23 protein-coding genes are annotated in these 25,445 nt (G+C 72.7%); 6 read left to right on the plus strand and 17 right to left on the minus strand.

Features of this window, described 5'->3' with window-relative positions; all coding sequences use genetic code 11:
• The first annotated feature begins 243 nt into the window (after nucleotides 1-243).
• Entirely contained in the window at nucleotides 244-1,749 is a 1,506-nt protein-coding gene (locus ACIRRU_RS25030; RefSeq protein WP_403684056.1) for an FUSC family protein, read from the plus strand.
• Nucleotides 1,750-1,849: 100 nt separating this feature from the next.
• On the opposite strand, the gene ACIRRU_RS25035 is transcribed toward ACIRRU_RS25030, so the two are convergent.
• The 13 genes from ACIRRU_RS25035 to ACIRRU_RS25095 all read right to left on the minus strand — a co-directional run bounded on the left by ACIRRU_RS25035 (nucleotide 1,850) and on the right by ACIRRU_RS25095 (nucleotide 15,600).
• Entirely contained in the window at nucleotides 1,850-3,082 is a 1,233-nt protein-coding gene (locus ACIRRU_RS25035; protein ID WP_403684058.1) for a phosphopentomutase, read from the minus strand.
• Nucleotides 3,083-3,092: 10 nt separating this feature from the next.
• Entirely contained in the window at nucleotides 3,093-4,256 is a 1,164-nt protein-coding gene (locus ACIRRU_RS25040; RefSeq protein ID WP_403684060.1) for an alanine racemase, read from the minus strand.
• Between the two features lie 2 nt (nucleotides 4,257-4,258).
• Nucleotides 4,259-5,377 (minus strand): aminotransferase class V-fold PLP-dependent enzyme, encoded by a 1,119-nt coding sequence (locus ACIRRU_RS25045; RefSeq protein ID WP_403684062.1) that lies wholly within the window; start codon nucleotides 5,375-5,377, stop codon nucleotides 4,259-4,261.
• Nucleotide 5,378: 1 nt separating this feature from the next.
• Nucleotides 5,379-6,335, minus strand: coding sequence for a phosphotriesterase (locus ACIRRU_RS25050; RefSeq protein WP_403684063.1), 957 nt, complete (start codon nucleotides 6,333-6,335; stop codon nucleotides 5,379-5,381).
• Nucleotides 6,336-6,377: 42 nt separating this feature from the next.
• The gene (locus ACIRRU_RS25055) at nucleotides 6,378-7,715 is read right to left on the minus strand and encodes a YhfT family protein (protein ID WP_403684065.1); all 1,338 of its coding nucleotides are present in this window, start codon (nucleotides 7,713-7,715) and stop codon (nucleotides 6,378-6,380) included.
• Between the two features lie 41 nt (nucleotides 7,716-7,756).
• Complete coding sequence (locus tag ACIRRU_RS25060; protein ID WP_403684067.1) at nucleotides 7,757-8,113, minus strand: DUF2620 domain-containing protein; 357 nt, start codon at nucleotides 8,111-8,113, stop codon at nucleotides 7,757-7,759.
• A 61-nt stretch (nucleotides 8,114-8,174) separates the two neighbouring features.
• Nucleotides 8,175-8,561 carry a PRD domain-containing protein gene (locus ACIRRU_RS25065; protein ID WP_403684068.1) on the minus strand — a complete coding sequence of 129 codons (387 nt, stop codon included), beginning with the start codon at nucleotides 8,559-8,561 and terminating at the stop codon, nucleotides 8,175-8,177.
• A gap of 101 nt (nucleotides 8,562-8,662) precedes the next feature.
• Nucleotides 8,663-9,601 carry a GntR family transcriptional regulator YhfZ gene (gene yhfZ / locus ACIRRU_RS25070; RefSeq protein ID WP_403684070.1) on the minus strand — a complete coding sequence of 313 codons (939 nt, stop codon included), beginning with the start codon at nucleotides 9,599-9,601 and terminating at the stop codon, nucleotides 8,663-8,665.
• 192 nt (nucleotides 9,602-9,793) lie between these two features.
• A complete protein-coding gene (locus tag ACIRRU_RS25075) occupies nucleotides 9,794-11,287 on the minus strand; it encodes a pyridoxal phosphate-dependent decarboxylase family protein (protein WP_403684072.1) in 1,494 nt (497 codons plus the stop codon).
• Entirely contained in the window at nucleotides 11,284-12,606 is a 1,323-nt protein-coding gene (locus tag ACIRRU_RS25080; protein WP_403684074.1) for an ATP-grasp domain-containing protein, read from the minus strand. Before ACIRRU_RS25080 ends, ACIRRU_RS25075 begins: the two co-directional genes overlap by 4 nt.
• A gap of 125 nt (nucleotides 12,607-12,731) precedes the next feature.
• Complete coding sequence (locus ACIRRU_RS25085) at nucleotides 12,732-13,349, minus strand: protocatechuate 3,4-dioxygenase subunit alpha (protein ID WP_403684076.1); 618 nt, start codon at nucleotides 13,347-13,349, stop codon at nucleotides 12,732-12,734.
• Nucleotides 13,346-14,113 (minus strand): protocatechuate 3,4-dioxygenase subunit beta, encoded by a 768-nt coding sequence (gene pcaH, locus ACIRRU_RS25090; protein ID WP_403684078.1) that lies wholly within the window; start codon nucleotides 14,111-14,113, stop codon nucleotides 13,346-13,348. The genes ACIRRU_RS25085 and pcaH overlap by 4 nt, the downstream gene beginning before the upstream one ends.
• Nucleotides 14,114-14,199: 86 nt before the next feature.
• Entirely contained in the window at nucleotides 14,200-15,600 is a 1,401-nt protein-coding gene (locus ACIRRU_RS25095) for a pyridoxal phosphate-dependent decarboxylase family protein (RefSeq protein ID WP_403684101.1), read from the minus strand.
• 331 nt (nucleotides 15,601-15,931) lie between these two features.
• Here ACIRRU_RS25095 and ACIRRU_RS25100 point away from each other — a divergent pair, with 331 nt between their 5' ends.
• From ACIRRU_RS25100 to ACIRRU_RS25115, 4 genes are all read left to right on the plus strand, one after another.
• Nucleotides 15,932-16,756, plus strand: a complete 825-nt coding sequence (locus tag ACIRRU_RS25100; RefSeq protein ID WP_403684080.1) for a hypothetical protein — start codon at nucleotides 15,932-15,934, stop codon at nucleotides 16,754-16,756.
• Nucleotides 16,757-16,907: 151 nt separating this feature from the next.
• Nucleotides 16,908-17,855: a pyridoxal-phosphate dependent enzyme gene (locus ACIRRU_RS25105; protein WP_403684082.1), complete on the plus strand. Its 948-nt coding sequence runs from the start codon at nucleotides 16,908-16,910 to the stop codon at nucleotides 17,853-17,855.
• Nucleotides 17,856-18,074: 219 nt separating this feature from the next.
• On the plus strand, nucleotides 18,075-18,575 hold the full coding sequence (locus ACIRRU_RS25110) for a hypothetical protein (RefSeq protein ID WP_403684083.1): 501 nt from the start codon (nucleotides 18,075-18,077) through the stop codon (nucleotides 18,573-18,575).
• A gap of 278 nt (nucleotides 18,576-18,853) precedes the next feature.
• Nucleotides 18,854-19,915: a lactonase family protein gene (locus tag ACIRRU_RS25115; RefSeq protein ID WP_403684085.1), complete on the plus strand. Its 1,062-nt coding sequence runs from the start codon at nucleotides 18,854-18,856 to the stop codon at nucleotides 19,913-19,915.
• A 145-nt stretch (nucleotides 19,916-20,060) separates the two neighbouring features.
• Here the strand turns inward: ACIRRU_RS25115 and ACIRRU_RS25120 are convergent, their stop codons facing one another.
• The 4 genes from ACIRRU_RS25120 to ACIRRU_RS25135 all read right to left on the minus strand — a co-directional run bounded on the left by ACIRRU_RS25120 (nucleotide 20,061) and on the right by ACIRRU_RS25135 (nucleotide 24,015).
• Complete coding sequence (locus tag ACIRRU_RS25120; RefSeq protein ID WP_403684087.1) at nucleotides 20,061-20,993, minus strand: sirohydrochlorin chelatase; 933 nt, start codon at nucleotides 20,991-20,993, stop codon at nucleotides 20,061-20,063.
• A 141-nt stretch (nucleotides 20,994-21,134) separates the two neighbouring features.
• Nucleotides 21,135-22,211 (minus strand): N-acetylglucosamine kinase, encoded by a 1,077-nt coding sequence (locus tag ACIRRU_RS25125; RefSeq protein ID WP_403684089.1) that lies wholly within the window; start codon nucleotides 22,209-22,211, stop codon nucleotides 21,135-21,137.
• Nucleotides 22,208-22,885: a uracil-DNA glycosylase gene (locus ACIRRU_RS25130; RefSeq protein ID WP_403684090.1), complete on the minus strand. Its 678-nt coding sequence runs from the start codon at nucleotides 22,883-22,885 to the stop codon at nucleotides 22,208-22,210. Before ACIRRU_RS25130 ends, ACIRRU_RS25125 begins: the two co-directional genes overlap by 4 nt.
• Before the next feature lie 44 nt (nucleotides 22,886-22,929).
• The gene (locus tag ACIRRU_RS25135; protein ID WP_403684091.1) at nucleotides 22,930-24,015 is read right to left on the minus strand and encodes a WD40/YVTN/BNR-like repeat-containing protein; all 1,086 of its coding nucleotides are present in this window, start codon (nucleotides 24,013-24,015) and stop codon (nucleotides 22,930-22,932) included.
• Between the two features lie 297 nt (nucleotides 24,016-24,312).
• Between ACIRRU_RS25135 and ACIRRU_RS25140 the strand changes: the two genes are divergently transcribed.
• The gene (locus ACIRRU_RS25140; protein ID WP_403684093.1) at nucleotides 24,313-25,029 is read left to right on the plus strand and encodes a cupin domain-containing protein; all 717 of its coding nucleotides are present in this window, start codon (nucleotides 24,313-24,315) and stop codon (nucleotides 25,027-25,029) included.
• Nucleotides 25,030-25,445: the final 416 nt, after the last annotated feature.

Here is a 25,445-nt window from a genome sequence, read left to right on the forward strand (position 1 = left end):
GCTCGCATACGGCCCGCTTCCCGGCCCTCGCCGTGGCACGGGGCGCCGTGACCCGTGCTGGTGGTCCGTTGGCCTGCCGCTGGTCGGCCGAAGGTCGTGAGGGATGGGCCATTGGCGCAGCAGTGGCGGTCTCGTTTGATCCATGGGCCCGGGAGATGCTGCAATGGTCACGTCGATGGCGCTGCGGATCTCCGCGGCGCCTTTTTCATGCGAGTTCTGCGGTGACGCGGAAGGGGCGGAAGCGTGCTGAAGAGGGTGTTCGTGGCGCCGGACCCGGGCCGGGTACGGCTGCGCTTCGCCTCCCGTGCCGTGCTCGGCATCAGCCTCGCGGTCGCGCTGTGCGGCCTGGTGGGGCACTCCCTCACCGCCGCCATCACCGGCGGCCTCGCGGCGCTCCTCGCCCTCTTCACCGTCGCGGACCCGGACGTCCGCGCCCAGGGCGTGACCACCGCCCTGCTGCCCGTGGCCGGATTCCCCGTCCTCGCGCTCGCGAGCGCGCTGCACGACGCCCCGCTGCTCCGGGACCTGGCCTTCCTCGCCGTGATCGGCGCGGGGGTCTTCGCCCGGCGCTGGGGACCGCGCGGGAACGCTCTGGGGATCTTCGCGTTCATGATGTTCTTCGTCGCCCAGTTCCTGCACGCCACCCCCGCCCAGTTGCCGCACCTCCTCGGCGCCGTCGCCCTCGCCCTTCTGGTGTCCTCGACGGTCCGCTTCGGGCTGTGGTGCTTCGAACGCCGCTACCCGGCCGCGGCTGTCCCCGCTCCGGCGGGCGGACGGGGTCTGGGGCGGGCGACGACCCGCCAAGCGCTCCAGGCGACCGCGGCGTGCGGGTTCGCCCTCGCAGTGGGACAGGTGCTGTCGCAGGACCGCTGGTACTGGGCGGTCGGGACGGCCTGGTGGATCTTCGTGAACACCGCGTCACGCGGCGAGACCCTGGTGCGCGGATTCCGCCGCGTTCTGGGCACCGTCCTCGGAGTACCCGCCGGACTGCTCATCGCCGTCCCCCTGCGAGGAGACCTCACGAGCACGGCGGTCCTGGTGGCGGCCTGCGTGTTCGGGATCTTCTACACGGCCGCCGTGTCGTACTCCTGGATGATCTTCGCGGTCACGTTGATGATCTCCCTCCTCTACGGCCTGCTCGGCGTCCTGGACCCCGCCCTGCTCGCGCTGCGCCTGGTGGAGACCGGGGTCGGGGCGCTGGGGGCCGCCCTCGCCGTCCTGGCGGTGCTCCCCGTCACCACGCACGCGACGACCCACGCGTGGATCCAGCGCGCCCTGAGCTGCGTCCACACGTGCACCGCGCAGGCCGCCGCCCGTATCGCCGGAACCCCGGGGGCCGATCCGGAGCCCCACATCGCGGAGCTCGAAGCCCTGCTCGGGCGGGTACGGCTCTCCCTCGCGCCCCTGGTCCACCCCCTCAACCCGCTCCGCGCCCGGAAGGCGCGCGCCCGCAAGGTGCTGGACCTGCTCGACGACTGCGCCCGGGAGGTCCGCAGCCTGGCTCTGGTCGCCGCCGACCCCGACGCCTCGCACGACGTCCGGCTCTCGGCCGCCTGCTGGCGGGTCCAGTCCGCGGTCGAGATCCTCACGACGACACGGCCCGGCGCGCTCCCCGAGGCGCCCGCCCACACCACGCGCTCCCCGGGCACGGAGCCCGCGCTGACCCACCTCCACGACCTGGAGCGCGCCCTCGCCGAACTCGTCAGCCCCCTCAGCCACGCCCCGTACGCGCCCGCCGCCAACGCCTGAGGACACCGGCCTCAACGTCGCCGTTCTCCGTGCGCGTCCCGGGCACGAACGCATCGCGGAGCCGCGGACGCCCACGGTCCCGGGCCGGTCGGGCCGGGCGCTACCTGCCCGTGTGCAGCGGGGTGCCCACCGCGAGCTGTTCCGGGGCGAGACCCAGGGCCTTGGCCGCCGTGGCGCCCACGTCGGCGAGGCTGGCCGCGTCGGGTAGCAGTTCCGCGCCGTCCTCGCCGGGGCGGTGGATGAGCACCGGGACGTACTCCCTGGTGTGGTGCGCGTGGCCGATGGCCGGGTCGTTGCCGTGGTCCCCGGTGACGATCAGCCGGTCACCGGGGGCCGCCAGCAGCGCCACGAGCCCGGCCAGCCCCGCGTCGACCTGTTCCAGGAGCCGCCCGTACCGGGTGGCGTCCTGCTGGTGGCCCGCCAGGTCGGTCTCCTGGACGTTCGCGACGACCAGGGCGTCGCCGTCGGCCCGTACGGCCTCCAGCGTGTCCGCCAGGACGTCGGAGGTGGCCACGGCCGGGCGGTGGGTCGCGGCCTCGCACACCAGGATGTCGGCGGCCTTGCCGACCAGGGTGACCGGGATACCGGCCCGTGCCGCCAGCTCGGGGAGCTGACGGGTGTGGTCCAGGGGCGCGCCCAGGTGCTGGACGCGCAGGCCCCCGTTGCGGTAGAAGCCGGTGGCCGGGGTGTCCAGCCCCACGGTCCCGCCGTCCCCGGGCCGGACGAAGCGGGGGAGCGGCCCGTCCGCGTGACCACCGACCGCGATGACTCGGGCGACCGGCGCCACCTCGCGCACGGTGCGGGCGATCGCGAGGATGCCGCCCGGCCCCTCGAAGGGCAGGTCCTCCAGCGCGCCGGAGGCGTTCCAGTTGATACCGGGGTCGGCCTCCAGGTTGTCGTGCACGAGGACCGTCCCGTCGACGACGAGCAGCGGTCCGCCGTCGAGCCGCTCCGTGCGGTGACCGGCCGCCGTCAGCGCCCGGGCCACCTCGTCCAGGTGGTCGGCGAGCCGGGCGACGGCCACCCGGCTGAAGTCGGCCCCCATCATCGTCTGGTGGCCCGCGAACGTGTCCGCGCCCGGATAGCCGAGTGCCGCCCGGCCCGCCGCCACCGGCAGCCCGGTTCGCCGGGCCAGGTCCGGATGGGGGTGGACCAGGCCGAGGCCGAGGGCCTCCAGCACGGGCAGGCGCAGCGGACGGCCCAACGCGGTGCGGGCGTGGTCGAGGACGTGCCCGCAGGTGTCGGCGCCGAGGTCGCCGGGGCGCAGCACGCCCGCGTCGGGCATGGCGCCGATGCCGAACCCGTCGATGACGACGATGACGGTCCTGGCCATGAGGTGCTCCTTACAGGGCCCGGCCCTGGGCGTCGTAGAGGCCGCTCAGCCGGGGGGTGCCGGAGGAGAGGCCGGAGACGACGGCGACGGTCGAGCGGGTGACGAAGATCTGGGTGCGGAAGGCGAGCAGCGCGGTGTCCCCGGCACGGAGGTCCGTGCCGTCGGCGGGTGCGTCGAGCAGCCGGTAGTAGTCGATGTTCCGGGCGGGCGCGTCCCGGACGCCGAGGCGGACGCCGGTCCGGGGGAGGAGGGCGCTGCGGATGAGGGAGCGGGCGTAGAAGCCGCCGCCGAACAGGGCGGGGCGGCCGTCGTCGAGGGTGTGGGCGACCTCGGTGACGTAGACGTAGGCGGGCTTCTCGGGCTGGGCCGGGTCGAGGGCGTGCAGGGGAGTGGTGCCGGTCAGCGCGTGGCCCGGCTCGCCATGGGTGGCCCCCCGCTCGGCGAGGAGCGGGAGGGCGGCGGCCGACGTGGCGCTGGGGGCGCTCAGTTCGAGGTCGCGGTGGCCGCGGGCGGCGAGCACCTCGCGCGCCTTGACCGCCAGGTCGAAGCTGGGGGTGGCCGTGGGCAGGCCCGTGACGGCGTCGCACAGGACGCAGGGGAAGGCGGTCACCCCCGCGATCCGGAGGGAGTCCAGGGCCTCGGCCCGCTCGGCGAAGGCGTCCAGGCGCTCCAGCGGGACGCCGCCCTCCTGCCCGGGGTAGACGGTGCCCTCGGCCCCCTCGACCCGGATCAGGACGTCCTGCACCCGGCCCGCCTGGCGTGCGGCCTCCGCCACGGCGCGCGCGTTGGCCAGGTCGAAGACCGTGACCCGTTCGGGCCGCAGGGCGAGGACGCCGGGCAGCGCCCGCCGGGGGATCTGGCTGAGGTGGCCGACGTTCCCGAGCAGGGCCCCCGCGGCGTGCAGGGTCCGCGTCTCGCCGACGTCGATGGCGGCGGCGCGCGGGATGTGCCGGGCGACGGCCCGGATCAGCTCGGGGTTGCGGCCCAGCTGCTTCACGACGAACCAGAGGCCCACGCCCACGCGTTCGGCCGCCCCGGCCAGCAGCGCCGCGTTCTCCTCGACGGCGTCGAGGTCCATGACATAGGTGTCCGGCGGGATGCGGCCCCGCTCGTGCAGGTCGGCCGCGGCGTCGACGAGCCCGGGATTGCGGTGGAGCAGGGTGTCGAGAAACACGGTCAGCGGTCCTTCGGTTCGTTCAGGGCGGCGAGCGAGCGGCGCAGGATGTCGATCACGAGATCCGCCCCGGCCCGCATCGGGTTGACGCGTACGGTCCACTCCGCCAGCTCCGGGGCGTCGGCCAGGGAGGAGCTGGACATCCGGTAGAAGAGCGGGGTGATCTCGTAGCGGGAGTTGGAGCCGACGGGGTAGGGCGCGGCCCCGAACCGCGCCGCGACAGCCGGGAGCCCGGCGGCGAGGGGACGGTCCAGGCGGATCAGCAGGCAGCGGTCCTGCGCGTTGGCGATCCGCACCTCGGCGACCCCGTCCACCTCCCCGGCCGCGAGCCGTTCGGCGACCTCGGAGCTCACCCGGGACTGCACGGCCCACATCACCGGGACGTGGGTGAGGGCGCGCAGCGCGTCCAGCGCCTGATGCCCCTGGACCTGGCCGCCTCCGGAGTAGTTGTCCTCGCGGACCCGTGCGACGAGGTCCGCAGCCCCGACGACGGCGCCGACCCCCTCGGGCCCGTGCAGCTTGAACAGGGAGAAGCACGAGGCGTCGGCGCCGAGTTCGACCCCGGCCGCCGGGGTGCGCAGGACGGCGTAGTTGTCGTCGACGACGGTGCGCACTCCGGCCGCCCGGCAGGCGGCGATGACCTCGGCCGGGTCGTAGGAGTCGCCCAGCCGCTGCCGGGTGTGCTGGACGAAGGCCCACCGCGGCCGGCCGGAGGCAAGCGCGTCACGCACCTCCCGCGGATCGTTGAAGTCCGCCGCCACCGTCCGTACGCCGAGACCGCGCAGGGTGTCCTCGGTGGTCCGGTACACCGGGGCCCGGTGGATCAGCAGCTCGTCGCCCGGCCGTACGGCCCCGGTGAGCGCGGCCCGGATGGCGCCGGTGCCCGCACCCTGGACGAGGGCGGCCTCCTCGGCGCCGAAGAAGTCCGCGAGGACGGCCTCGACACGGGCCGTGGTGCGCGGTCTGCCGAGTCCGGGGACGACCCCCGCGTCGGCCGCGAGGAGTTGCTCGCCCTCGAAGTGCGCGGCGGTGGCCTCCAGCAGCCGGAACTGCCGGGCGACGGCGTCCTGAAGACCGACGGTCGCCAGCGGGAAGGTCTCGGGCAGTACGGGGGGCTTCACGTCAGTTCTCCTCCACGTTCGCGCCGGTCAGGAACCGCAGTGGGTTGCGGCGGGTCAGCAGGTCGATGAGGTCCTCGTCCGCGCCCGCCGCCCGGAACGCCGGCAGGAACTCCTCGAAGAGGTGTCCGTAGCCCTGGCCGCCCTCGCCGCGCAGATAGCCGTGGCGGGAGATGTCGCAGCTGAGCAGGGCCCGGTCGCCGTGGCCCGCCTCCACCAGGGCCGACAGCAGCCGCAGCCGTGTCGCGTCGCTCTGGTAGGACTCCTTGCCCACGGTGTCGAAGGCCACGTACGCGCCCCGCTCGGCCAGCTCCCGGTGCACCCCGGGGTCCGCCAGCAGGTCCTGGTGGCCGACGCAGATCCGCCCGGCGGGCAGCCCCTCGCCGGTGAGCAGGTCCAGCTGGGCGAGGCCGCCCCGGCCGAGCTGGGCATGGGTGGCGAGGGACAGCCCGGTGGCGATGGCGGCCCGGCCGGCGGCCCGCAGCACCTTCGTCTCGGAGGGCGTCGGTACGTCGCCGTGGCTGCCGATCTCGCCGAGCACCCCGGGGCGGACACCGGTGGTCCCGACACCCTCCTCGATCTCCCGGACCAGGAGGGCGGTGAGCCGGTCCACGTCGGCGGATTCGACGTCCGGGGTGTGGAACGGCTCGTAGTACCAGCCGGTCGCGGCGACGACGGGCACCCCCGCCTCCCGCGAGACCCGGGCCAGCGCCCGCACGTCGCGGCCCATGCCCCGGCAGGTCAGCTCGACCACCAGGGAGAGCCCGAACCGCTCGCGCAGGCCGTTCAGTTCGCCGATCACGGAGGTGCCGTGCCGCTCCGGATGCAGGACGGCCGCCCCGTCCCCGGCCCGGTCGAGGTCCAGGACCAGGTGTTCGTGGGGGAGGACGGGGCCGCGTACCGCACCGGTGGCGAGCTCCCCGGTGACGGTGCGCAGGGTGTGCGGTGGGGGGTGGTTCATGGCGGGTTCCCTCTCCGGTTCGTGGCGGCTGCGGTGGTGGTGTCAGCCCTTGACGGGGGTGAACAGGTCGAGCCAGTACAGGAGGTTGAGGAGGATCCCGCCGACGATGACCGCCGCCGGGGCCGCCGCCATCTTCACCACGGGCCTGCCCATCGCCTCGTTGAAGAGGTAGAGCCCGCCCACGACGAGGATGCCGAGCCCGCCGCCCATGGCGTTCGCCGCCATCAGCGAACCGAAGAGGATCGCCAGCTGGAGGGTGTCGCCGATCGCGCTGCGCAGGTGCTCCGAGGAGTCCCGGACACTCGGCAGCTTGCCGAGCACCTTCCCGATCCAGGACAGGGCGAGCACCTCGACCGCGAAGACGAGCGCGCCGACGACCGCCGCGAGGAAGGGGTTCGGCAGCAGGTAGCCGATCGGGTACACGAGCGTGAATCCGGCGATGCCGTACGCGCCCGACGCCAGCGCGGTCGTCGCGATCAGCGGTACGAAGCCGAAGACCCGGTAGAAGTCGACCTGGGCCGCCTCCGCGTACTGCCCCTTGGCGATCAGGAAGCTCGTGGCCTCCCCGCCTCCGAACACATGCATCTGGGCGAGGACGCAGACCCCGGCGCCGAGCACCATGAACAGCGGCAGATAGCGGCGCAGCCGGGCCGCACTGGCACTGAACAGCGACGCCATCGGATCGTCCGCCGCCACCTCCTCCTCGACGGCCCCCGCCGCCCGGTCCGCCCGGCGCTGCCGGAGGTCCTTCGCGACCGCGAGACCGATGAGCATCAGCACACCCACGGCCATGGCCAGCGCCCCGGCGAACATGTTCGGCCACAGCTTCATCGTCAGGACGACGAGAGCGAGCTCGATCACCCCCGCGGCCGCTCCCCACACCCGGCCGAACTGCTTGGTGATGGCGAGCACCGGGAACAGGGTGAACAGGAAGAGGATCGGCGTGGACATCTGCTGCATCGCCGTGAGGAAGTCGACCGGCAGGTCGTGCGCGACGTTGTTGGCGCCGTTCAGACCGAAGACGACGACCGCGCCCCAGGCCCCGCCGAGGAGGGGTGCCAGCCACTTCTTCGGGGACAGCATCCCGAGGATGTCGGTGGGGAGGAAGAGCAGCCAGGGGTTGAGTACCCCGGTGGACAGGGCCATCGGGGCGCCGAGGCCGAAGATGAACCCGGCGGAGAGGCCGAAGGAGACGGCCGTCGTCGCGCTGCGGGTGGTGCGCCCCTGGATGAAGTCCAGCAGGAAGGGGCGGACCCCGTCGTTGAACACGGCCAGCGCCATGTGGGCGATGAAGGCGGTCAGCGCGCACAGGGCTATGACGGTCAGCTGCTGGGCGAGTGTGAAGTCGAAGCCGCTGCCGGCGGCGAGGGTGGTGCTCACGAGTCACTCCTTGGTGCCCGGTACGGCGGTCGGTCGCCGGGTCAGCCGCGGGCCGCGATGGCGCGGGCCATGAGGGGGGCGATGGTGTCGATCTGGTCCATGGAGAAGCCGAAGACCTTCTTGCCGTCGGCGAGCAGGGTGTCGATCTCCGCGGCGTCGGGGACACCGCGGCCGAAGGTGTGGCAGACGGCGCTGCCCATCAGGCCGACGAGAACGCCGAGGGACGCGCCGGCGCCGGTGTGGCAGGTGCCGAGGTAGTAGTCGGCCTGGCCCGCCCGGAACTTCATCGCGGCGTCGATGTCGCTGGAGGCCGTGACCTCCAGCGCGTCGATTCCGAGACCGTCGATGGTCCGGACGACCTCGACCTTGCCGACTCCGCCGGTGAGGATCTTCGTCATGGCTGTCCTGCTCTCTGTGCTGATCGGTACGGGGGTGTGTCGCGCGGGGTGTCCGCGGCGGTCATCGGGCCGGGTCGGCGGGCGGCCGCCGTGCCAGGACCGCCAGGTGCAGACCGAGGAAGCCGACCTCCGATTCGGGGAGAGCGGGCCCCAGCTCCCGCGCGGCCCGCGCGGAGATCGCCCTGGCCCGTGCGACGGCCTCGGGGTGACCGGTCAGCTCGTTGGCGACCTGCTCGTCGGTGGGGAACTCCTCGATCGGCTCGCCCCGCAGGAGACGGCCGAGGGCCATCGTGAGATGGCTGGTGAGCATGCCCGCCGTCGCTTCGGTGACCGTGTTGCCCTCGGCCTCCAGCGCGGTCAGCTCGGCGGCCACGAAGTCGGTGACCTCGGCGGGCACCTGGCCGCCCTCGCGGAAGAGCCGAAGTCTCAGGGCGAGCTGTTCGTCCATGGCGTTCCTCCTAATAAACAATAACCAGGATTCTGTATTTTCCGACCGTGCGGCGCTGCGGCCCGAATGGGAGCTCGCGAGGGGCGGCCCGCGCCCGTCGCTCAGTACGAGGGGGCGCGTTCGCCCCGCAACACCTCGCTCTGCATCCGCGTCACCACCGACAGGTCCAGTGCCTCGCGCACGGCGCCGAGCGCCTTGGCGCCGTTCTTGCGGCCGATCACCGCCGCGCTGGAGTTGCGCAGGGCCAGCTCGCGGGTGACCTCGTCGCCCAGCGGGAGGACGTCGACCCCGATCCCCAGCCGCTCCCGCGCCTCGTCCAGGTTCCAGACGGTGGCGTCCACCTCCCCGGCGGCGAAGAGATCGTGCAGCTGCATGTACGACACCTCGCGCCACTCGATGTCCCGTCGCCCGGCGAAAACGCGCTCCACCAGCATGCGCAGATCCTCCGAGGTGTGGTCGACCGCCACGCGGAGTCCCGGGGTCTCCAGATCGACGCCGTGCCGCACCAGCATCCCGTGCGCCCCGACATAGGTGGCGGGTCCCAGGTCGGCCACCAGCTCCACCGGATGCTCGGCGATCAGCTGGTCCGCGGCGAACCGCGACAGCACCACCAGGTCCACCTTGCCGTCCAGCAGCGCCGCGGTCCGGGCCCCGGCGCCGCGCATGAAGGTCACGGCGAACGGCGCCCCGGCCTGCTCGAACGCGCCGCGCAGGCCGGTGGCCAGCCCCTCGTAGCGGCGCGAGTACGGCAGCGGCATCGCCGCGAGCAGAGTGCCCAGCCCGGACAGCCGCCACAGGACCGCGCGGTCGGAGTGGACCAGGAAGGTCCCGAGGTGGCCCCGGGCGGTCGTGGTGATCGCCCCGGACTCCTCCAGCAACTGGAGTGCGGCCTGGACGGTCCCGTTCCCGCACCCCAGCTCCTCGGCGAAGTCCCGCACGCGGGGGAGGCGGCTGTCCGGCTCGTGGTTGAGGAGCAGGACAGCCAGCTGCCGGGCGGCCAGGCCGTTGCGCGTGAGGAAACGGGAGTCGAGGTCTTCCACGAATCGAACAGTAAACAGGATTCTGGATACTGACAAGGGCCGGGTGCGCCTGTCGTGCTCACTCGGCAGCGGGACGGACACGTAGCACGGCTTGTTCCCCCTCGACGAAGCGCCTCACGCGTCGGATATGTGTGAGACAACCGGAGGTATCCGAAAGGTTGCAGTGCCCGTGCCCATGCTGGTGTCCGTGTCTCAGTCCTGGCCTCGCGGTGCCCGCGTGCCGTCCTGGTGTTTCCTGGCGGCGTCCACGACGAGATCGAGTGTCGTGTCGATGTCCGGGCGCGTGCTGGCGGGATTGATGGTGCACAGGCGCAGGACGACCCTGCCGTGGACGCGGGTGGTGAGGACCATCGCCCGGCCGTCGGCGCACACGCCGTGGCTGACGGCCCTTTGCAGCTCATCCGTGCTCGCCGCGTCCAGTGCCGTGACGGGGCGGCAGGTGAAGGTCAGGATCCCCAGACTGGGGGGTGTCTCAAGGCGCAGGCAGGGGTGGGCGGCGATGCGGGCGGCGGCGTATTCGGCGAGGTCGACACCGTGGTCGATGGCGCGGCGGAACGCGGCGGCGCCGAAGGTCTTCAGCGACAGCCACAGCTTCAGAGCCCGCAGTCCTCGGGACTGCTGGGGCCCGTAGTCGTCGAGGTTGATCTGACCGCCCCGCGGCTGGGCGGGGTGCAGATAGCCGGTGTCCAGGAAGTGCCGGTCCATACGGAAGGTGTTCTTCAGCAGGGCGGGATCCCGCAGCAGCACACAACCGGCCTCATACGGCTGGAAGAGCCACTTGTGCGGATCGACGGTCAGTGAGTCGGCCCGTTGCAGGGAGGCGCGCAGCGGGCGGCCGCGTTCCGTGGCGGCGTACGCGGCTCCGTGGGCGCCGTCCACATGGAGCCACAGACCGTGATCCCGGCACAGACCGGCGAGTTCGGGCAGCGGGTCGAGGGCGCCGGTGCTCGTGGTGCCCAGTGTGCCGATCACGGCGAAGGGCCGTTGGCCCTCGGCCAGGTCGCGGTCGATGCGGCGGGCGAGCCGGTGCGGGTCGAGCCGGTTGCCGCTGTCGGGGGGCAGCGCGACGAGCTGGTCGCGCCCGAACCCCAGAAGGTGCACCGCGCGGGCGATCGAGGGGTGTGCCTGCGTGGAGCAGTACAGGCGGGCGCCGGTGAGGTCGCCGTCGAGGTGGTGGTCGCGGGCGGCGGCCAGGGCGGTGATGTTGGCGACCGATCCGCCGCTGACGAACAGGCCGCCCCAGCCGGCCGGGAGCCCCAGCAGGTCGCACAGCCAGGACAGCGTGGCGAGCTCGATGCCGGTGGGACCGGCGCCGACGAACCAGGCACCGGGCACGCTGAGATGCGCGCTGGTCAGCAGATCAGCCAGTGTCGCGGGGTAGTTGCCGGTGGTGGGCACGAAAGCCAGACACCGGGGATGGTCGAATCGGATCCCCAGGGGCAGGATCTCGCGGCTGAGCCACTCGATCAGCTCGGTGAGATCGCCGCCCTCCTCCGGCAGCGGTTCGCCGATGAGTCCCGCGAGGTTCGCGGGGTCGGTCACGGCGTGCGGCGGGTGCTGAGCGACGGTGTGCAGACGTTCCACGATCAGGTCGACCGCTCGGTGGCCCGCTGCGCGCATCACGTCGACGGGCAGGGCGAGTTCACCCTTCCGGTAGGGCGCGCCGGAGGCGTCCGGGGGCGTCATGCCGTCTCACCGAGGAAGAGGGTGTGGAGGCGTTCGGGCCAGGAGCGACAGGGGGCGTCCAGGGCCGGGCGGTCCGTCAGCGGACACAGGCGCCGCCGCGTCTGGAGCAGGACGAGTTCGTCGTCGGCGTACACGGTGCCCGGCTGGATGTGCGGCCACAGCAGGACGGCGTGCGGGGGCAGGTCGTTGAGCACGGGAGCCGTGGTGATGCGGGTGAATCCGTCGGGGCCGTCCGTGTAACCGCCCGCGGCGGGAACGCGGTCGAGCCGGGCGGTGCGCGGGGCGTGGACGACGATCTGGCTCAGTGGGGGGACGGGGCGGGATGTTCGGCGTGTGGCCGGCAGGGCGGGGAGGAGGCAGGCCAGAATGTGCAGCCCCAGGGTCGGCAGCAGTCCGGCCCCGGCTTCGGCGGCGTGCACGAGGGACACCACCGTCTGAAAACGCGGGTTGATCTCGATGACGTGCACCTTCTCGCCCTCCACGATCAGATCCAGACCGAACACGCCGCGAAAGCCCCTGCCGCGCAACACCTCTCCGACCGCGTGGGTGCAGGACCGGGCCTGGTCGTACAGCCCGGGGGAGAGGTCGTCGGGCCCCACCAGCTGGTTGCCGCAGTGGGTGCCCCAGCCGGTGGTGAGTTCGGGCATCCCGACCAGCTGGTGCGACACGGCCGAGACCACGGTGCGGTCCGCCGCGGCGCAGGCGGTGACGGTGAGCGAGAGTCCCGGGACGAGCCGGCTGACCTTGAGCGGACGTCCCGCCCAGCGGTCCAAGGCCGCCGACAGCTGCCCGCGGTCGCGCAGGGCGACGGTGCCCTGGCCCATCAGATTGTTCTCCGGGCGCTGAAGGACTGCCTGATCCCAGTGGTCGGGCCAATAGGCGTCGGCGGGCAGTCGGCCGGACGCGGAAACAAGGACGTACTCGGGCACGGACACCCCCGCCTCGGCCAGCAGCGGCAGCACGGCGGTCTTGTCGGCGGCCGTAGCCGTGATCTCGGCGGGCGGAGCCAGGAGTTGATGCCCGTGGCGGGCGGCCCACCGGTGAGCGTGGTCACCGTGCTCGGGCGCGAAGGCGACGGCCATCGCCCTCTCCCCTCGGCGGGGAGACCGGGACGGGGCGGGCAGGGGGCCGCGCAGCAGCGGGGACACCGGCTCGTGGCGAAGCCACGGCACCGCGGGCTGAAAGGACGCGGGGAGGAACGCGGAGCGGTCGAGGAAGGCTGCCGTGTCGATCACCTCCGCCAGCGCCGCCAGCCCCTCCGAAGCGTCCAGCCCCTCCATGACGACCACTTCGTCAGCTGGTGAAGCGCCCTGGCTCATACTCGTCTCTCCTGTCGTCTGTGTCCTGCCCGTCGCCGGTACCGAGCCGCTCACGGCATCCGCGACCGTTCGTCGACCGCTGCTCCCCGTACCGGCATCGCGGGCGTGGATGAGGTGATGTGGCGTCAGGTGAAGTCGAGGAAGACCGTCTCCTCGCGCTCGTCGTCGCTTTGCAGGCGGATGTCGAAGCGGTGGACCCGCGGGGCGTCGGGCCGGGTGATCAGGGTGGCGCGGCGGGACCCGGGGACCCGGGCCAGGAGCCTGTCCTCGTCAAGGCCGGGCGCGTCGTGCGGGTAGGCCCGGGTGCACAGATGACGGAGCAGCTCGGGGGCGAAGATCATCAGCGGTATGTACGGAACACCGTGCGCGGGCAGGGCGTACCGCGGCGGGATGTGCAGGGTGTAGTGACCGTCGCCGTCGGTGGCGGCGCGGCTGAAGCCGATGGGAGAGGCCGACGAGCGACCGGTGGCCGCGATGGGGTGCGCGGAGTCAGGTGATCCGGTGCCGGTGCCGGTGCCGGTGCCGGTGTCGTACGGGACGGGCCGCCACGCCTCGATGACCGCGTCGGGCACTCCCTGCCCGGCCCCGTCGAGGAGGTGCCCGTGGAGGACGAGAGCGCCGGGGTGCCCGGCACCTGTCCCGGTCCCTCCGGCAGGGGGGAAGAGCGCGCCACTGTGGAAAGGGCCGACGGCCTGCGACGGCGTGATGGCCGCCTTGGGGGTGGCCTCGTCGGCCGCCGTCATCCCGCGTCCATCCGGGTTCCGGACGGGCCGCCCAGGACGATGTCCCAGCGGTAACCGAGGGACAGATCGGGCACGGACAGCGCGGGGTCGTAGGAGGCCACGAGGCGCCGGCGGGCGGCGTCGTCGGTGACGGACTGGACGATGGGGTCGTGGGCGAGAAGCGGGTCACCCGGGAAGTACATCTGGGTGATCAGCCGCTGGGTGAAGGCACGTCCGAACACGGAGAAGTGGATATGACCCGGCCGCCAGGCGTTCCGGTGATTGTCCCAGGGATAGGCGCCGGGTCTGACCGTCACGAACCGGTACACCCCCTGGTCATCGGTCAGGCAGCGGCCGGTGCCGGTGAAGTTGGGGTCCAGCGGCGCGGGGTGCCGGTCGCTCTCGTGCGCGTATCGCCCCGAGGCGTTGGCCTGCCACACCTCGATGAGCTGTCTCCCCACCGGTCTGCCCGCGCTGTCCATGACCCTGCCGGTCAGGGAGATCCGTTCGCCGATCGGCAGTCCCGCGTGCTGCCGAGTGAGGTCGTGGTCCAGGCCGCGGACGTCCCGGCTGCCGAAGACCGGGCCCGACAACTCGGCCATCTCCGGATCATCGACGGCCACCGGCGGATGCCTGGGGTGACAGAGCAGGGTGGCGCGGTAAGGAGGGTAATTCCGTTGAGGGTGGACGCGGGAAACACCGTCCGGGGAAAGGGTGCGGTAATAGCCTTCGCGTAGTGCGGAGATTTCGGCACTGATGACGTCTTGGTTCAGCGGAGTGGACACCCTCGAAGTCTCTCCTCCCTCATGTGGATTCAGACGGTCCCCAACTGTTGAAGGCCGGGCTTCACCGCCTCTCCGTGCTCGCCGTTTCAGGTGTGCGAGCGAATCGTTTCCCAGGTTCGACGGACGGATTCGGGGGTCGTGTAGGGGGACCCGAAGGCGGCGCGGACGACGCGTCGGCCGTCGACGATGTCCGGGGTGCAGAGTATCGAGTGATCGGATCGCAGCCGATTGATCAGCGTCTGCGTCGCCTCGTCGGTGGTGCGGCGGAACACGACGAGCCCCAGCGCCGCCGCTTCCAGGTGAAATCCCTCCTCCTGATCCACGAGGTCCGCGAACAGGGTGGCCATGCGTACGTCGTGACGTATGACCGAGCGCAGCCCCCGCAAGCCGTGGGCGCGTATCACGTACCAGAGTTTCAGCGCCCGCATCGGTCGGCCGAGCGGTATCTGCCAGTCCCGGAAGTCGACCACGCCGGTCGACTCCGTCGCGGGGTGGTGAAGATAGGGCGGAGTGATACCCAGAGCCCCTGTCAGGCTCGCACGGTCAGTGGTCCAGAGAACATCAGAGGGATTTCCCGCGCGAAGCCACTTGTGCGCGTTGACCGCGTACGAGTCGGCCAGACCGACTCCGTCGTTGACGTAGCGGAATTCCGGACACAGCGCTGCGGAACCCGCGTACGCGGCGTCCACATGCAGCCATACGTCCTCACGACGGCACACACGTCCGATCTCCTCGATCGAGTCGATGGCGCAGGTCCCGGTGGTGCCGACCGTGGCGACGACGACGGCGGGCAACAGGCCCGCCGCACGGTCGGCCGCGATCTGGACCTCCAGCGCGTGCGGGTCCAGCTGCCGCGTGCCAGGGGTGCGGGGGATGATCCGGGGCTCGCCCAGGCCGGTGACCCGGGAGCCTTTGGTGACACATGAGTTGGCCTGATCGGAGCAGTACAGGAGAGGTCGGCACCCACGGAGTCCGGTCGCGCGCCATCGTCCTCGTGACACCCGGTGCAGCCCGGCGGCGATCGCCACCACGATCGCCGAGGACGCGGAGTCCTGGATGACGCCCCCTCCGGTACCGCTGGAGTGGCAGAAGCCCTCCGGCAGCCCCAGGGCCTTCGCCAGCCAGTCCGTCACCACCTGCTCCAGCTCCGTGGCGGCGGGGGACGTGGCCCACATCATCCCCTGGACGCCGAGCCCCGCCGTGACGAGTTCCGCGAGCACGGAGGCGGGCGAGTTGTTGGTGGGGTAGTAGCCCAGAAACGCGGGATGCTGCCAGTGCACCAGGCCGGGAACGACGAGATTCCAGGTGTCCTCCAACAAGTCCGCCAGAGGTTCGGCCTCCTCGGGTGCCGCAGCGGGAAGTGAGCTGAGGAGAGAGCCAGGAGAAAGGTCGGGGAAGACAGGCGGTTCTTGTCGTGCGAGCGCTCTCCAATGATCGCTGAGTAACCGGGAGGCTTCAGCCGAGGCGGCCTCGAAATCCTGCGACATGGCAACACGGTAAGGACGACGCTTCTCGGTGTCCAGGGAGCAGACGCACTTCCTGATGCGAAGTAACGGAAAACAATCTCTCGCGGTGACGGGCGACGCGTGATGCACGGTGGCATTCGCGTATCCCTGTGCTTTGTCGGTGACTCGCGAGCCTCACAAACCCCAGGGCCACCTGGTGGCTGATCACGTGTCGACTGGCGGAAAAATGGTCACCGTGTCCAATTTCGAAGGGGTCGGGACGTGCAGCAGGTCGCGGCTTTTCGAAAAGGGCTACGGCGAGGTTATGTCAAGGCTTTTGTGGTTTAGTATGCGGGCTGTGAACGATTCACCCATGGTGATCTATCTCGCAGACCCAGAGTCGTTACCCCACGTCTGGGGGGCTTGGAAAAACAGTGGATCGAGGCATGACGTCCGCAGACAGAAAAGACGGATACGCCTAAAGGATCCCCAAGAGGCCGCCTACGACGACTTCTTCGGAGTCGTCCGAGTGGCCGGTGAGCCCACGGAGTTGCTGATCCGTGCGCTCCAGGACGCCACGGCTGCCATGGCCCGTCTGCCGGAAGCGTCCGCGGAGCCCGCTCTCGGTGAAGCGCTCGACGTCACCGGCATACCGGCGGCGGAGCGTCCACCACCCGAGGCCGAAGCCGAAGCCGATGCGCAGTGGCGATGGATGTCGGGTCACCGCCTCTTCTTCGCGCTCACGCAGGCCACCGTGCTCGCCTTGCAGGACGCACTGGCCGAACCCCGCACCGCGCGTCTCTGCGGACCGGGCGCCGAGGCCGCCGGAGTTCTCCTGAGATCAAGCGCCGCCGCTCTTCGCCTCACGGCGTCCTTCTCGCCCGCGGACTACCAGTCCGTGGTTCGTCCCGCTATGGAGCCGCCCCAGTTCCCTGCCACAGGATTCTCCGGCTTCTGGTCCGCCGATCACCGGGTGCTCCTTCAACGGCTGGAGGCATGGGGCCGCTCGCACCACAGCTCCTGTGCACCGGACTGTCCGGTCCGCGTCGGCCTCCTCGGCGCCGTGGACGAGGTCTACGAATCCCACATCGGCGTATGCCGGCGCTTCGTGGGCAGCCGGCCGTCACTTCTCGGCGGGTCGGACGACGCGACCGCCACCCTGAGCAAGCTGGCGAGGCGACGAAGGCGGCTGCTGTAGCGGTAGTGCGGGACATGCGTGACTGGACCTGGGCACCTCGGGTGTCCCGCCGCGCCGCTCTGGGCCAAGGTCAGCCCCCAGCAGGCATCATCGAACGGGTCGCCCCCGGCGCATCCGTTCAGCACTATCCCGACCTCTTTGGACACCGCCCATGAACGCAGAGCCCACCACCCTGCCCACCGCCGCCGACATCGCGTCCGCGGCCACCCGCATCAGACACCTCGTGCGCCGGACTCCCGTCCTCCAGCTGGCGGCCGGTGAACTCGACGTGCCGGTCCCTGTCACCTTGAAACTGGAGTACTTGCAGCACACCGGATCCTTCAAAGTTCGCGGTGCCTCCAACGCGATCGCCCTGCTCGGCGCTGCTCAGGACGTCCTGCCCGGTGCCGGCGTCTGCTGTGCCTCGGGAGGAAACCACGGAGCCGCCGTGGCGTGGGCGGCGAGCCGAGCGGGTCTGCGCGCCACCGTCTTCGTTCCCGATTTCGCACCTGCTGCCAAGACCGACGTCATAGAAGCCTTCGGCGCGCGTCTGCGCCGCGTTGAGGGGTTCTACGCCGATGCTCTGACGGCCAGCCGGCGATATGCCGAGGAGGAGAACGCCCTGCACATCGACGCCTACGACGCCCCGTCGACCGTGGCGGGACAGGGCAGCCTGGGTCTGGAACTCGTCGAACAGCTACCGGAGGGATGCCCCGTACTGGTCGGGTGCGGCGGAGGCGGTCTGTACGCGGGAGTCGCCCTGGCCATGGCGGGGCGTAACCCGGTGACTGCCGTGGAACCCGTCTCGGCCCCTTCCCTCTCCTCCGCTCTCCAGGCCGGAGAGCCGGTGGACGTGGAAGTCGGCGGTGTCGCGGTGGACAGTCTGGGTGCCCGCCGCGCGGGCCGTATCGCAACCGCCGTCGGCCTCTCGCTCGGCATGGAGACCCTGACCGTCCCGGACACCGCCATCGTCGCCACCCGCAGACTCCTGTGGCAGCGGCTCCGCATCGTGGCCGAACCGGGCGGAGTCACCGCGCTCGCCGCGCTGCTCGACCAGCCCGCGAGATTCCCCGACGGAGCGGCCGTCGTCGTCTCGGGCGCCAACACGACGCCGTCGTAAGAACGATGGGCCCGCCCCAGGGCGAGTCCGAGGACCGCCGGGCGGTTCCGGTACGCGGGCCCGGCCCCCTGGCCCCGGCCCGCCGCACCCGGCATGCTTCTGCGGTGGCCATCCCGTGGCCAGGCTGCCGGAGATCACCCCGCGTCTCCGGTAGACATCGTTGTCAACAGATGGGAAGAACTGCTCGTGACCCGAACCATCGGCAGGATCGCACGCGTTGTGGCAGTCGGAGGAGCCGCCCTGGCGCTGTCGTTGTCCGGGACATCCCCGGCCCAGGCCGCGGCGAACAGGGTCTGCGCCAAGGTGTACGTGCAGGGCTCCGGCTGGACGGCCGAGAAGTGTGCCAACGCCGGACAGTCCGTACAGGTCGGCGCTCCTGGCGGAGGCCGGGCCGTCGAGGCCGTGGAGATGGCGGTGGCCGGGAGCACCCTGTGCGCCCGGGGGTACCGGCAGAGCAGCGGCTGGGGATCGGAGAAGTGCGCCGCGTCGGGCACCCGCATCACGCTCGGCTCCGCGGGCTCCGGCATGCGGCTGGAAGCGGTGGTCTTCGGCGTGCAGAAGGGAACGATGTGCGGCAACTCCTACGTCCAGGGCACAGGGTGGAACCCGACCTGGTACTGCGGAGTCGACGGGGAGACCAACGCGATCGGCACGACCGGGCAGAACAAGCGCATGGAAGCGGTGGGGTTCATGATCTGCCGCTCGACCGCCAACTGCTGACCTCCCCGACGCACCTGCGTCGATCCGTATCAGCGGCAACGGAGGCGCCGACCACGTCGTCTTCGTCGGCGGGCTGATCCGGTACGGGCTCAGCCTGGGCGGCAGCACGGAGGCCACCCAGGAGCCACGCGTCGAGGGGTGTGACCGCCGTGCGCCGCGAGCACTTGGCGCACACCCCCGACGCACGGTCACTGATCGTCGCGCTGGTCTAGACCGGGCGGTGCTGCCTGCTACCGTCGGCCCGGAAGATCGCGGCGACGGTGAAGAGGGGTAGCGTCATGAGCGGCAGCAGAGCCGGGCGGGCATTCATGGGGTCGTTCACCTCGGCGGGCGGCAGAGGGATCACCGCCGCCGTCGTGGACCGGGACACCGGCGCCCTGACCGTGCTGGGGTCCACCGACGCCGTGGCCGACCCCTCGTTCCTCGCGCTCGCGCCCGCAGGGGCCCCGAAGGCCCTCTACGCGGTCGGCGAGAGCGCCCCCGGCGTCGCTGCCGCCTTCGACATCAGCGGTGACGTACCGGCTCTCCTGGGGCCCGTCCGGCCCGTCGACGCCGACGGGCCCACCCACCTGGCCCTGGCAGCGGGCCATCTGGTGACCGCCAACTACGGCTCCGGCAGCGTCACCGCCCTGCCGCTCCTCGCCGACGGAACGCTCGGCGCGGCCTCCTCGGTGTTCCGTCACGAGGGCGGCGGACCGGACCCGGCCCGTCAGGAGGCCCCGCACGCCCACCAAGTCGTTCCCGACCCTTCGGGCCGCTGGGTGCTGAGCGTCGACCTCGGCACCGACTCCGTACGGGTCTGCGTCCTCGACCCCGCCACGGGCGTGCTGCGGTCGCACGCGGAGACCGCGCTGGCCCCGGGCACCGGACCGCGCCACCTGGCCTTCCACCCCTCGGGGCGCTTCGTCTACGTCCTGGGCGAGCTGGAGCCCACGCTCACCGTGTGCCGCTGGGACGCGGCCGGGGGCAGGCTCGACGTCCTCGGCCGGACGCCCGTACTGCCGGACCACGAGAGCGACGACGAGGCCGGGCGCTGCTACCCCTCGGCGGTGGTGGTCGCGCCCGACGGACGCTTCCTGTGGACCGCCAACCGGGGCCACGACAGCATCTCGGTGCTGACCCTCGACGAGAGCGGCGAGCGGGCCGCCCTGGTCGCCACCGTCGGCTGCGGCGGCCGCTGGCCCCGCGATCTGACCCTGGACCCGAGCGGCCAGTGGCTGTACGCGGCCAACGAGCGCTCCGGGAATGTCAGCTGGTTCGCCGTGGACGCCGCGACGGGCATCCCGCGCCACGCGGGCTCCGTGGAGGTCCCGGCCGCCTCCTGCGTGGTCCTCGCCTGACCACCGCCCGGACCGGGCGGACGCGGTCCCGGCCGCCGGGACCCCCGCGCGACAGCGCGATGGGCCCGGACCGGAGCATCTCCTCCGGTCCGGGCCCACCACGCTGTCCGGCTTCCCGGGCCGCCGCGAGGGCGACGCCCCCCGGTCAGTACGCCTGAGCGCCCTGCGTCCCCTGCGGTGTCGCGGGCGTGATGCCCAGCGCCGTCGCGTACAGGGACAGCACCAGTTTGCCGATCGCGGGGTACGCGCCCAGCGGCTCGGCCGTCGCGCAGCCCGCCTCCTTCGCGGCCGCGTCCAGCAGCTCCGGCTCGATCTCGGGACCCACCAGATACGGGGCCAGCGCGAGCTGCGCCGAGCCGGAGGCCCTCAGCTGCTCCGCGATCGAGGCGACCGAGCCCTCCACGTCCAGCGCGGCGGCCATCACCGGGACGGCCAGCCGGGCGGCCAGCAGCATCCCGGTGATCCCGGCCGCCTGTACGGCCTCCTCGCCGCCCACCGTGGCCAGCACGATGCCGTCGGCGGCGGTGGCGACGGTGAACAGCCGGGCGCGGTCGGCACGCGCCAGCCCTGCCTCCGACAGCCGTACGTGCAGCGCCTCGGCGAGCAGCGGGTGCGGGCCGAGCACATCGGTCAGCTCGACCTGGGTGCCGCTGTCCATCACCGCCTGCCGTATCCGCCGGATCAGCGCGTTGTCGGGGCCCGCGAGCAGCGGGACCACGACGGCGGACGGCCCCGCGGGCTCGGCGGCCTCACGACCCGCGGCCACGGCCTGTTCGTAGCGCGCGACGCGCTCGGCGGCGGCGTGGGCGAGCGTGGCGACCAGGGTCGGGTACTCGGCGTCGTCACCGTCCAGGTAGGCGATCCGGGCGTTCAGGCCGGGCAGCTCGGAACGGGCGATGCTGATGACTTCTTCGGCCAGACCGCGCGTGGCCGGGGACGGAGCGCCGGGAACGGCGAGAACGAGCGCGGCGGCGCCCTCGGGTGCGACCACGGGCTCCGGGCGGCGGTGCCGTCCGGACTGGCGAGGTCGCGGCATTCGTACAGGCAGGCCGGAAGCGGGCCCAGTGGGGGTGCTCATGGCGCCGCATGCTACTGGTTTTACCTGCCCCTCCGTTCGGGGAGGGCCCGGTCGAGCGTCAACTATCCGCTTATGTCCGATGGGCTACGTACTGGCGAAGTGTCCGTTTCTGTCACCCCGCCCTCCGGACTCCCCGGCTTCTCACTCGGGTACGAAGAGCATCGTGGGGTGGCGCGGCAGGCGGAGATCTCCGACAGCCAGGGCCCGCGCGAGCCGGAGTGCGCCGGTCAGGGGGTCGCCTTCCCCGGTACGCACCCGGGCTTCCGGGAGGAGCAGCGCCAACTCCGCGCGCAGGGGCACAAGCAGCGGCTCGCCCATCCGGAAGAGCCCGCCGGTCAGGGCCACTTCGGCGTCCGCGGCCCTTACGTCCCGGCCGTCGGCCCCGTCACGGTCACCGCCCGCGTCCGCCGGGCACACGGCGGCGGCCGCCTCGGCGATATGGCGGGCTGCCTCGCGCAGGATGCCCGCCGCGACCTCGTCCGCTCCGGCACACGCCGCGACCTCGGGGGCGAACGAGGCCAGCACGGCGGGCCGGTCGGCACGCGGGTAGAGCAGCCCCGGCACCTCCTCGGCCGGGCCGAACACGGACACCAGCCGGGCCAGCAGCGCGGGGGAGCCGCCCCGCCGTCCATCGTGCGCACGCATCGCCGCGTCCAGCCCGGCCCGCCCGATCCACGCACCTCCGCCGCTGTCCCCCAGGAGATGACCCCAGCCGTCCGCCCGGCGCCACGACCCCAGATCCGTACCGAGGGCGATCAGGCCCGTTCCGCCCGCGACCACGGCCCCGGGACGCTGTCCGACCGCGCCCGCGTACGCCGTCACCGCGTCGGCCGCCAGCGCCAGCCCGCGTACCCCCAGCGCGTGGGCGAGCGCCCCGGGCAGCTCCGCCCGCAACCGCCCGCCCAGGGTGGCCATCCCGGCCGCCCCGATCGCCAGCGCGACGACCTGCCCGGAAGCCGCGGCCCCGGGAGTCCGGGTGGCGGGTGCGGGGGCCCGGGACAGCAACGCGCGGGCCGCGGGCACCACCTGCTCCAGCAGATGGGCGGCGTCGATACCGCCGGGACCGGTCCGTACGGGCTCGGCGCACACCGTCGTCGACACCGGCCCGTCCGGGCTCACCCGCCCGAGCGCCACGCGCAGTCCGGACCCCCCGGAGTCGACCCCGATGACGAACGCGTCCGGGGCGGCCGGTGCGGACGGCGCCGACGCGTGGGTCACGGAAGCCGCCAGTCCACCGGCTGCGCTCCCTGACGCTCCAGCAGTTCGTTGACGCGGCTGAACGGGCGCGAGCCGAAGAATCCGCGGTCCGCGGACATGGGGGAGGGGTGCGAGGACTCGATCGCGGGGAAGTCGCCCAGCAGCGGGCGGAGGTTGCGCGCGTCGCGCCCCCACAGGACCGACACCAGCGGGGTGCCCCGGGCCACCAGGGCCTTGATCGCCTGCTCGGTCACCTCCTCCCAGCCCTTGCCCCGGTGGGCGGCGGGCCGGCGCGGCGCGGTGGTGAGCGCCCGGTTCAGCAGCAGCACCCCCTGCCGGGTCCACGGGGTCAGATCACCGTTGGACGGTCTCGGCTGCCCCAGATCCGCGTTCAGCTCGCGGAAGATGTTCTCCAGACTGCCCGGCAACGGCCGGACGTCGGGGGCCACGGCGAAGCTCAGCCCGATCGCATGCCCCGGGGTCGGATACGGGTCCTGGCCGACGACCAGCACCCGCACCTCCTCGAACGGCTGCTGGAACGCCCGCAGCACATTCGGCCCCGACGGCAGATAGGTGCGACCCGCCGTGATCTCCGTACGGAGGAAGTCGCCCATAGCGGCGATGCGTTCGGCGACGGGTTCGAGGGCGTCGGCCCACCCCGGCTCGATGATCTCTTTCAACGGTCGTGCTGCCACGGGCCGCACTCTACTGGTGACAGGACCCCTCCGATCAACCGCCGTCAGCCGAGCACCACCGCCCGCACGCACAGGACGTCCGGCAGATGCGAGGCGAGCTGCCGCCAGGTGTCCCCGTCGTCCGCGCTGGCGTACAACTCCCCGTTGCGGTTGCCGAAATACACCCCGGCGGGGTCGGCGTCGTCGGTGCACAGCGCGTCCCGCAGCACCGTCCCGTAGTGCGCCTCGTCCGGCAGACCCGCGGCCAGCGGCTCCCAGGTTCGCCCCGCGTCGGTCGTCCGGAACACCCGGCAGCGGTTCTCCGCCGGGACCCGGTCGGCGTCTGCGGTGATCGGGAAGAGGTACACCGTGTCACCGCGGTGCGGGTGCGCGGCCGCGGCGAACCCGAAGTCGGAGGGCAGCCCCGCGCCGATGTCGCTCCAGTGGTCGCCGCCGTCGTCGCTGCGGAAGACACCCCAGTGGTTCTGGAGATAGAGCCGGTCCGGGTCGGCCGCGTCCCGGGTGACCTTGTGCACGCACTGGCCGAACTCCGGGTCCGGGTCGGGGAGGAAGACCGCGGAGACGCCCTTGTTCGACGGGGCCCAGCTCGTTCCGCCGTCCTTCGTCCGGAAGACCCCGGCCGTCGACACGGCGACCGTCACCGCTCGGGCGTCCCGCGGGTCGGTCAGGATCGTGTGCAGCCCCTCGCCCCCGCCGCCCGGCACCCACCGCGACCGGGTCGGATGCTCCCAGAGCGGGCGCACCAGCTCGAAGGACTCGCCGCCGTCCTCGGAGCGGAACAGCGCGGCCGGTTCGGTGCCCGCGTAGACCACGTCCGGGGCCTCCGGGCCCGCCGGGTGCAGCTGCCAGACCCGCTCCAGGGACGCCCCGGTTGACTTCGGGAACTTCACCGCGGGCTGCCGGGGCTCGACCCAGGTCTCACCCAGGTCGTCGGAGTGGAAGACGGACGGCCCCCAGTGCGCGCTGTCCCCGCCCACCAGCAGTCTCGGCGTCTTCCGGCGGGTGTCGACGGCGACGGAGTAGATCGCCTGCGCGTTGAAGTGCGGACCGGTGAACTCCCAGGTCCCGGCGCGTCGGCGCCCGATGAACAGGCCTTTGCGGGTGCCCGCGGTGAGAAGTACGTCGGTCATGATCCAGGACCTCCCGATACGCCGTTGTGCCGGAACAGTGCCAGTCTGCACCCGGCCACTGACAGTGGCTCGCGCACACGCTGGACGGCACGCGCGGTAGGCCGGGGGGCCGACAAGCCCCCCCGGCCGGGGGCGCGGCCCGTGCACCCCCCTGAGGCCTGCTTCCCGCGCTCCCCGGCCGGTCCGTGCGGCGGCGGCCTTGACCCGTGTGCGGCGGCGGCCCTAGCGTTCTGCTGCCGTAGAAAGCGCTTGCTCGCGGCCGTCGCGGGCGCGAGCCGACGAGACCCAGGAGCCCCCGTGGTGACCTTCGAAGGACTGCCCGGCGCCGTCGCCGTCTCCCATCTGAGCGTCTACGACTGGCTCGCCGCCGACGGTCTGCGCGGCGGCACCCCGCACCTCCACCTGACCTGCACGGAGGGCTACGTCGTGGTCGGCGGCAGCGGCTCCGTGCAGACCCTCACCGCGTCCGGCTACCGGGAGACGCCGCTGACGCCCGGCGCGCTCGTCTGGTTCACCCCGGGCACCATCCACCGCCTCGTCAACGAGGACGGGCTGCGCCTCGTCGTCCTCATGCAGAACAGCGGGCTCCCCGAGGCCGGGGACGCCGTGCTCACCCTCCCGCCCCGCCACCTGGCCGACCCGGACACCTACCGCCGGGCCACCGCCCTGCCCCTGTCCGAACCGGAGGCCGTGCAGGAGCGGGCCGCCCTGGCCCGGCGGGACCTCGCCGTGGAGGGGTTCCTCGCCCTGCGCGACGCGACGGAGAACGGCGATCCGGAGCCGCTGGCCGCCTTCCACCGCGCCGCCGCCGCGCTCGTACGCCCGCGCGCCGCGGAGTGGCGCGGCCGGTGGGAGAAGGGCGCCGCGGCGGCGGCCGCCGCTACCGGGGACCAGCTCGACGCACTGGAGGCGGGGGAGGCCGGGCACCTCGCCCACGCGCACGTCCACGCGGAACGGCCCTCCGCGCACGGCGCGTTCGGCATGTGCGGCCGCCTGGACGTCTACCGCACCTGACCCCGGGCCGGACGCCGCCCGTGCGGGGACGGGGAAGCGGCCGCCGTCCCAGGCCTTCGGCCTCGGCCGGGTCCTGGCATGCTGGGCAGCGACCCGAACGGGCCGCCGACGGTCGGCGGCCACGGGCGGACAGCGAGGGGACGACGACACGATGGGCAGCGGAATCACGGATGCCGACGGCCACGGCGTACGGGCCACGGTGACCGCGGGGCCGGCCGCCCCGGCCCCGCACGTCGTGCTCCGGTTCACCCGCGCGCCCTCCACGGCGCAAGCCGTCGACGCCTCGCGCCCGGCCGTTCCGGCGGAGGCCGCGCCGTCCGCCGGAACGGCCGGGGGGGGACAGTTGTGGGGGGGGCCCCCCCCGGCCGCCCCGGCGCGGGGCGCCCCCCACGGAAAGGCGGCCGCAGAGGGCCACT

This window comes from Streptomyces sp. NPDC101181 (assembly GCF_044767975.1).
Classification (GTDB): domain Bacteria; phylum Actinomycetota; class Actinomycetes; order Streptomycetales; family Streptomycetaceae; genus Streptomyces.

Coding starts and splice junctions, on each gene's coding strand:
- ACIRRU_RS25100 (WP_403684080.1), top strand. CDS start 15,932: ATGGTGATCTATCTCGCAGACCCAGAGTCGTTACCCCACGTCTGGGGG.
- ACIRRU_RS25085 (WP_403684076.1), bottom strand. CDS start 13,349: ATGACGGCGGCCGACGAGGCCACCCCCAAGGCGGCCATCACGCCGTCG.
- ACIRRU_RS25075 (WP_403684072.1), bottom strand. CDS start 11,287: ATGACGCCCCCGGACGCCTCCGGCGCGCCCTACCGGAAGGGTGAACTC.
- ACIRRU_RS25060 (WP_403684067.1), bottom strand. CDS start 8,113: ATGACGAAGATCCTCACCGGCGGAGTCGGCAAGGTCGAGGTCGTCCGG.
- ACIRRU_RS25105 (WP_403684082.1), top strand. CDS start 16,908: ATGAACGCAGAGCCCACCACCCTGCCCACCGCCGCCGACATCGCGTCC.
- ACIRRU_RS25120 (WP_403684087.1), bottom strand. CDS start 20,993: ATGAGCACCCCCACTGGGCCCGCTTCCGGCCTGCCTGTACGAATGCCG.
- ACIRRU_RS25035 (WP_403684058.1), bottom strand. CDS start 3,082: ATGGCCAGGACCGTCATCGTCGTCATCGACGGGTTCGGCATCGGCGCC.
- ACIRRU_RS25135 (WP_403684091.1), bottom strand. CDS start 24,015: ATGACCGACGTACTTCTCACCGCGGGCACCCGCAAAGGCCTGTTCATC.
- ACIRRU_RS25095 (WP_403684101.1), bottom strand. CDS start 15,600: ATGTCGCAGGATTTCGAGGCCGCCTCGGCTGAAGCCTCCCGGTTACTC.
- ACIRRU_RS25115 (WP_403684085.1), top strand. CDS start 18,854: ATGAGCGGCAGCAGAGCCGGGCGGGCATTCATGGGGTCGTTCACCTCG.
- ACIRRU_RS25050 (WP_403684063.1), bottom strand. CDS start 6,335: ATGAACCACCCCCCACCGCACACCCTGCGCACCGTCACCGGGGAGCTC.
- ACIRRU_RS25065 (WP_403684068.1), bottom strand. CDS start 8,561: ATGGACGAACAGCTCGCCCTGAGACTTCGGCTCTTCCGCGAGGGCGGC.
- ACIRRU_RS25080 (WP_403684074.1), bottom strand. CDS start 12,606: ATGAGCCAGGGCGCTTCACCAGCTGACGAAGTGGTCGTCATGGAGGGG.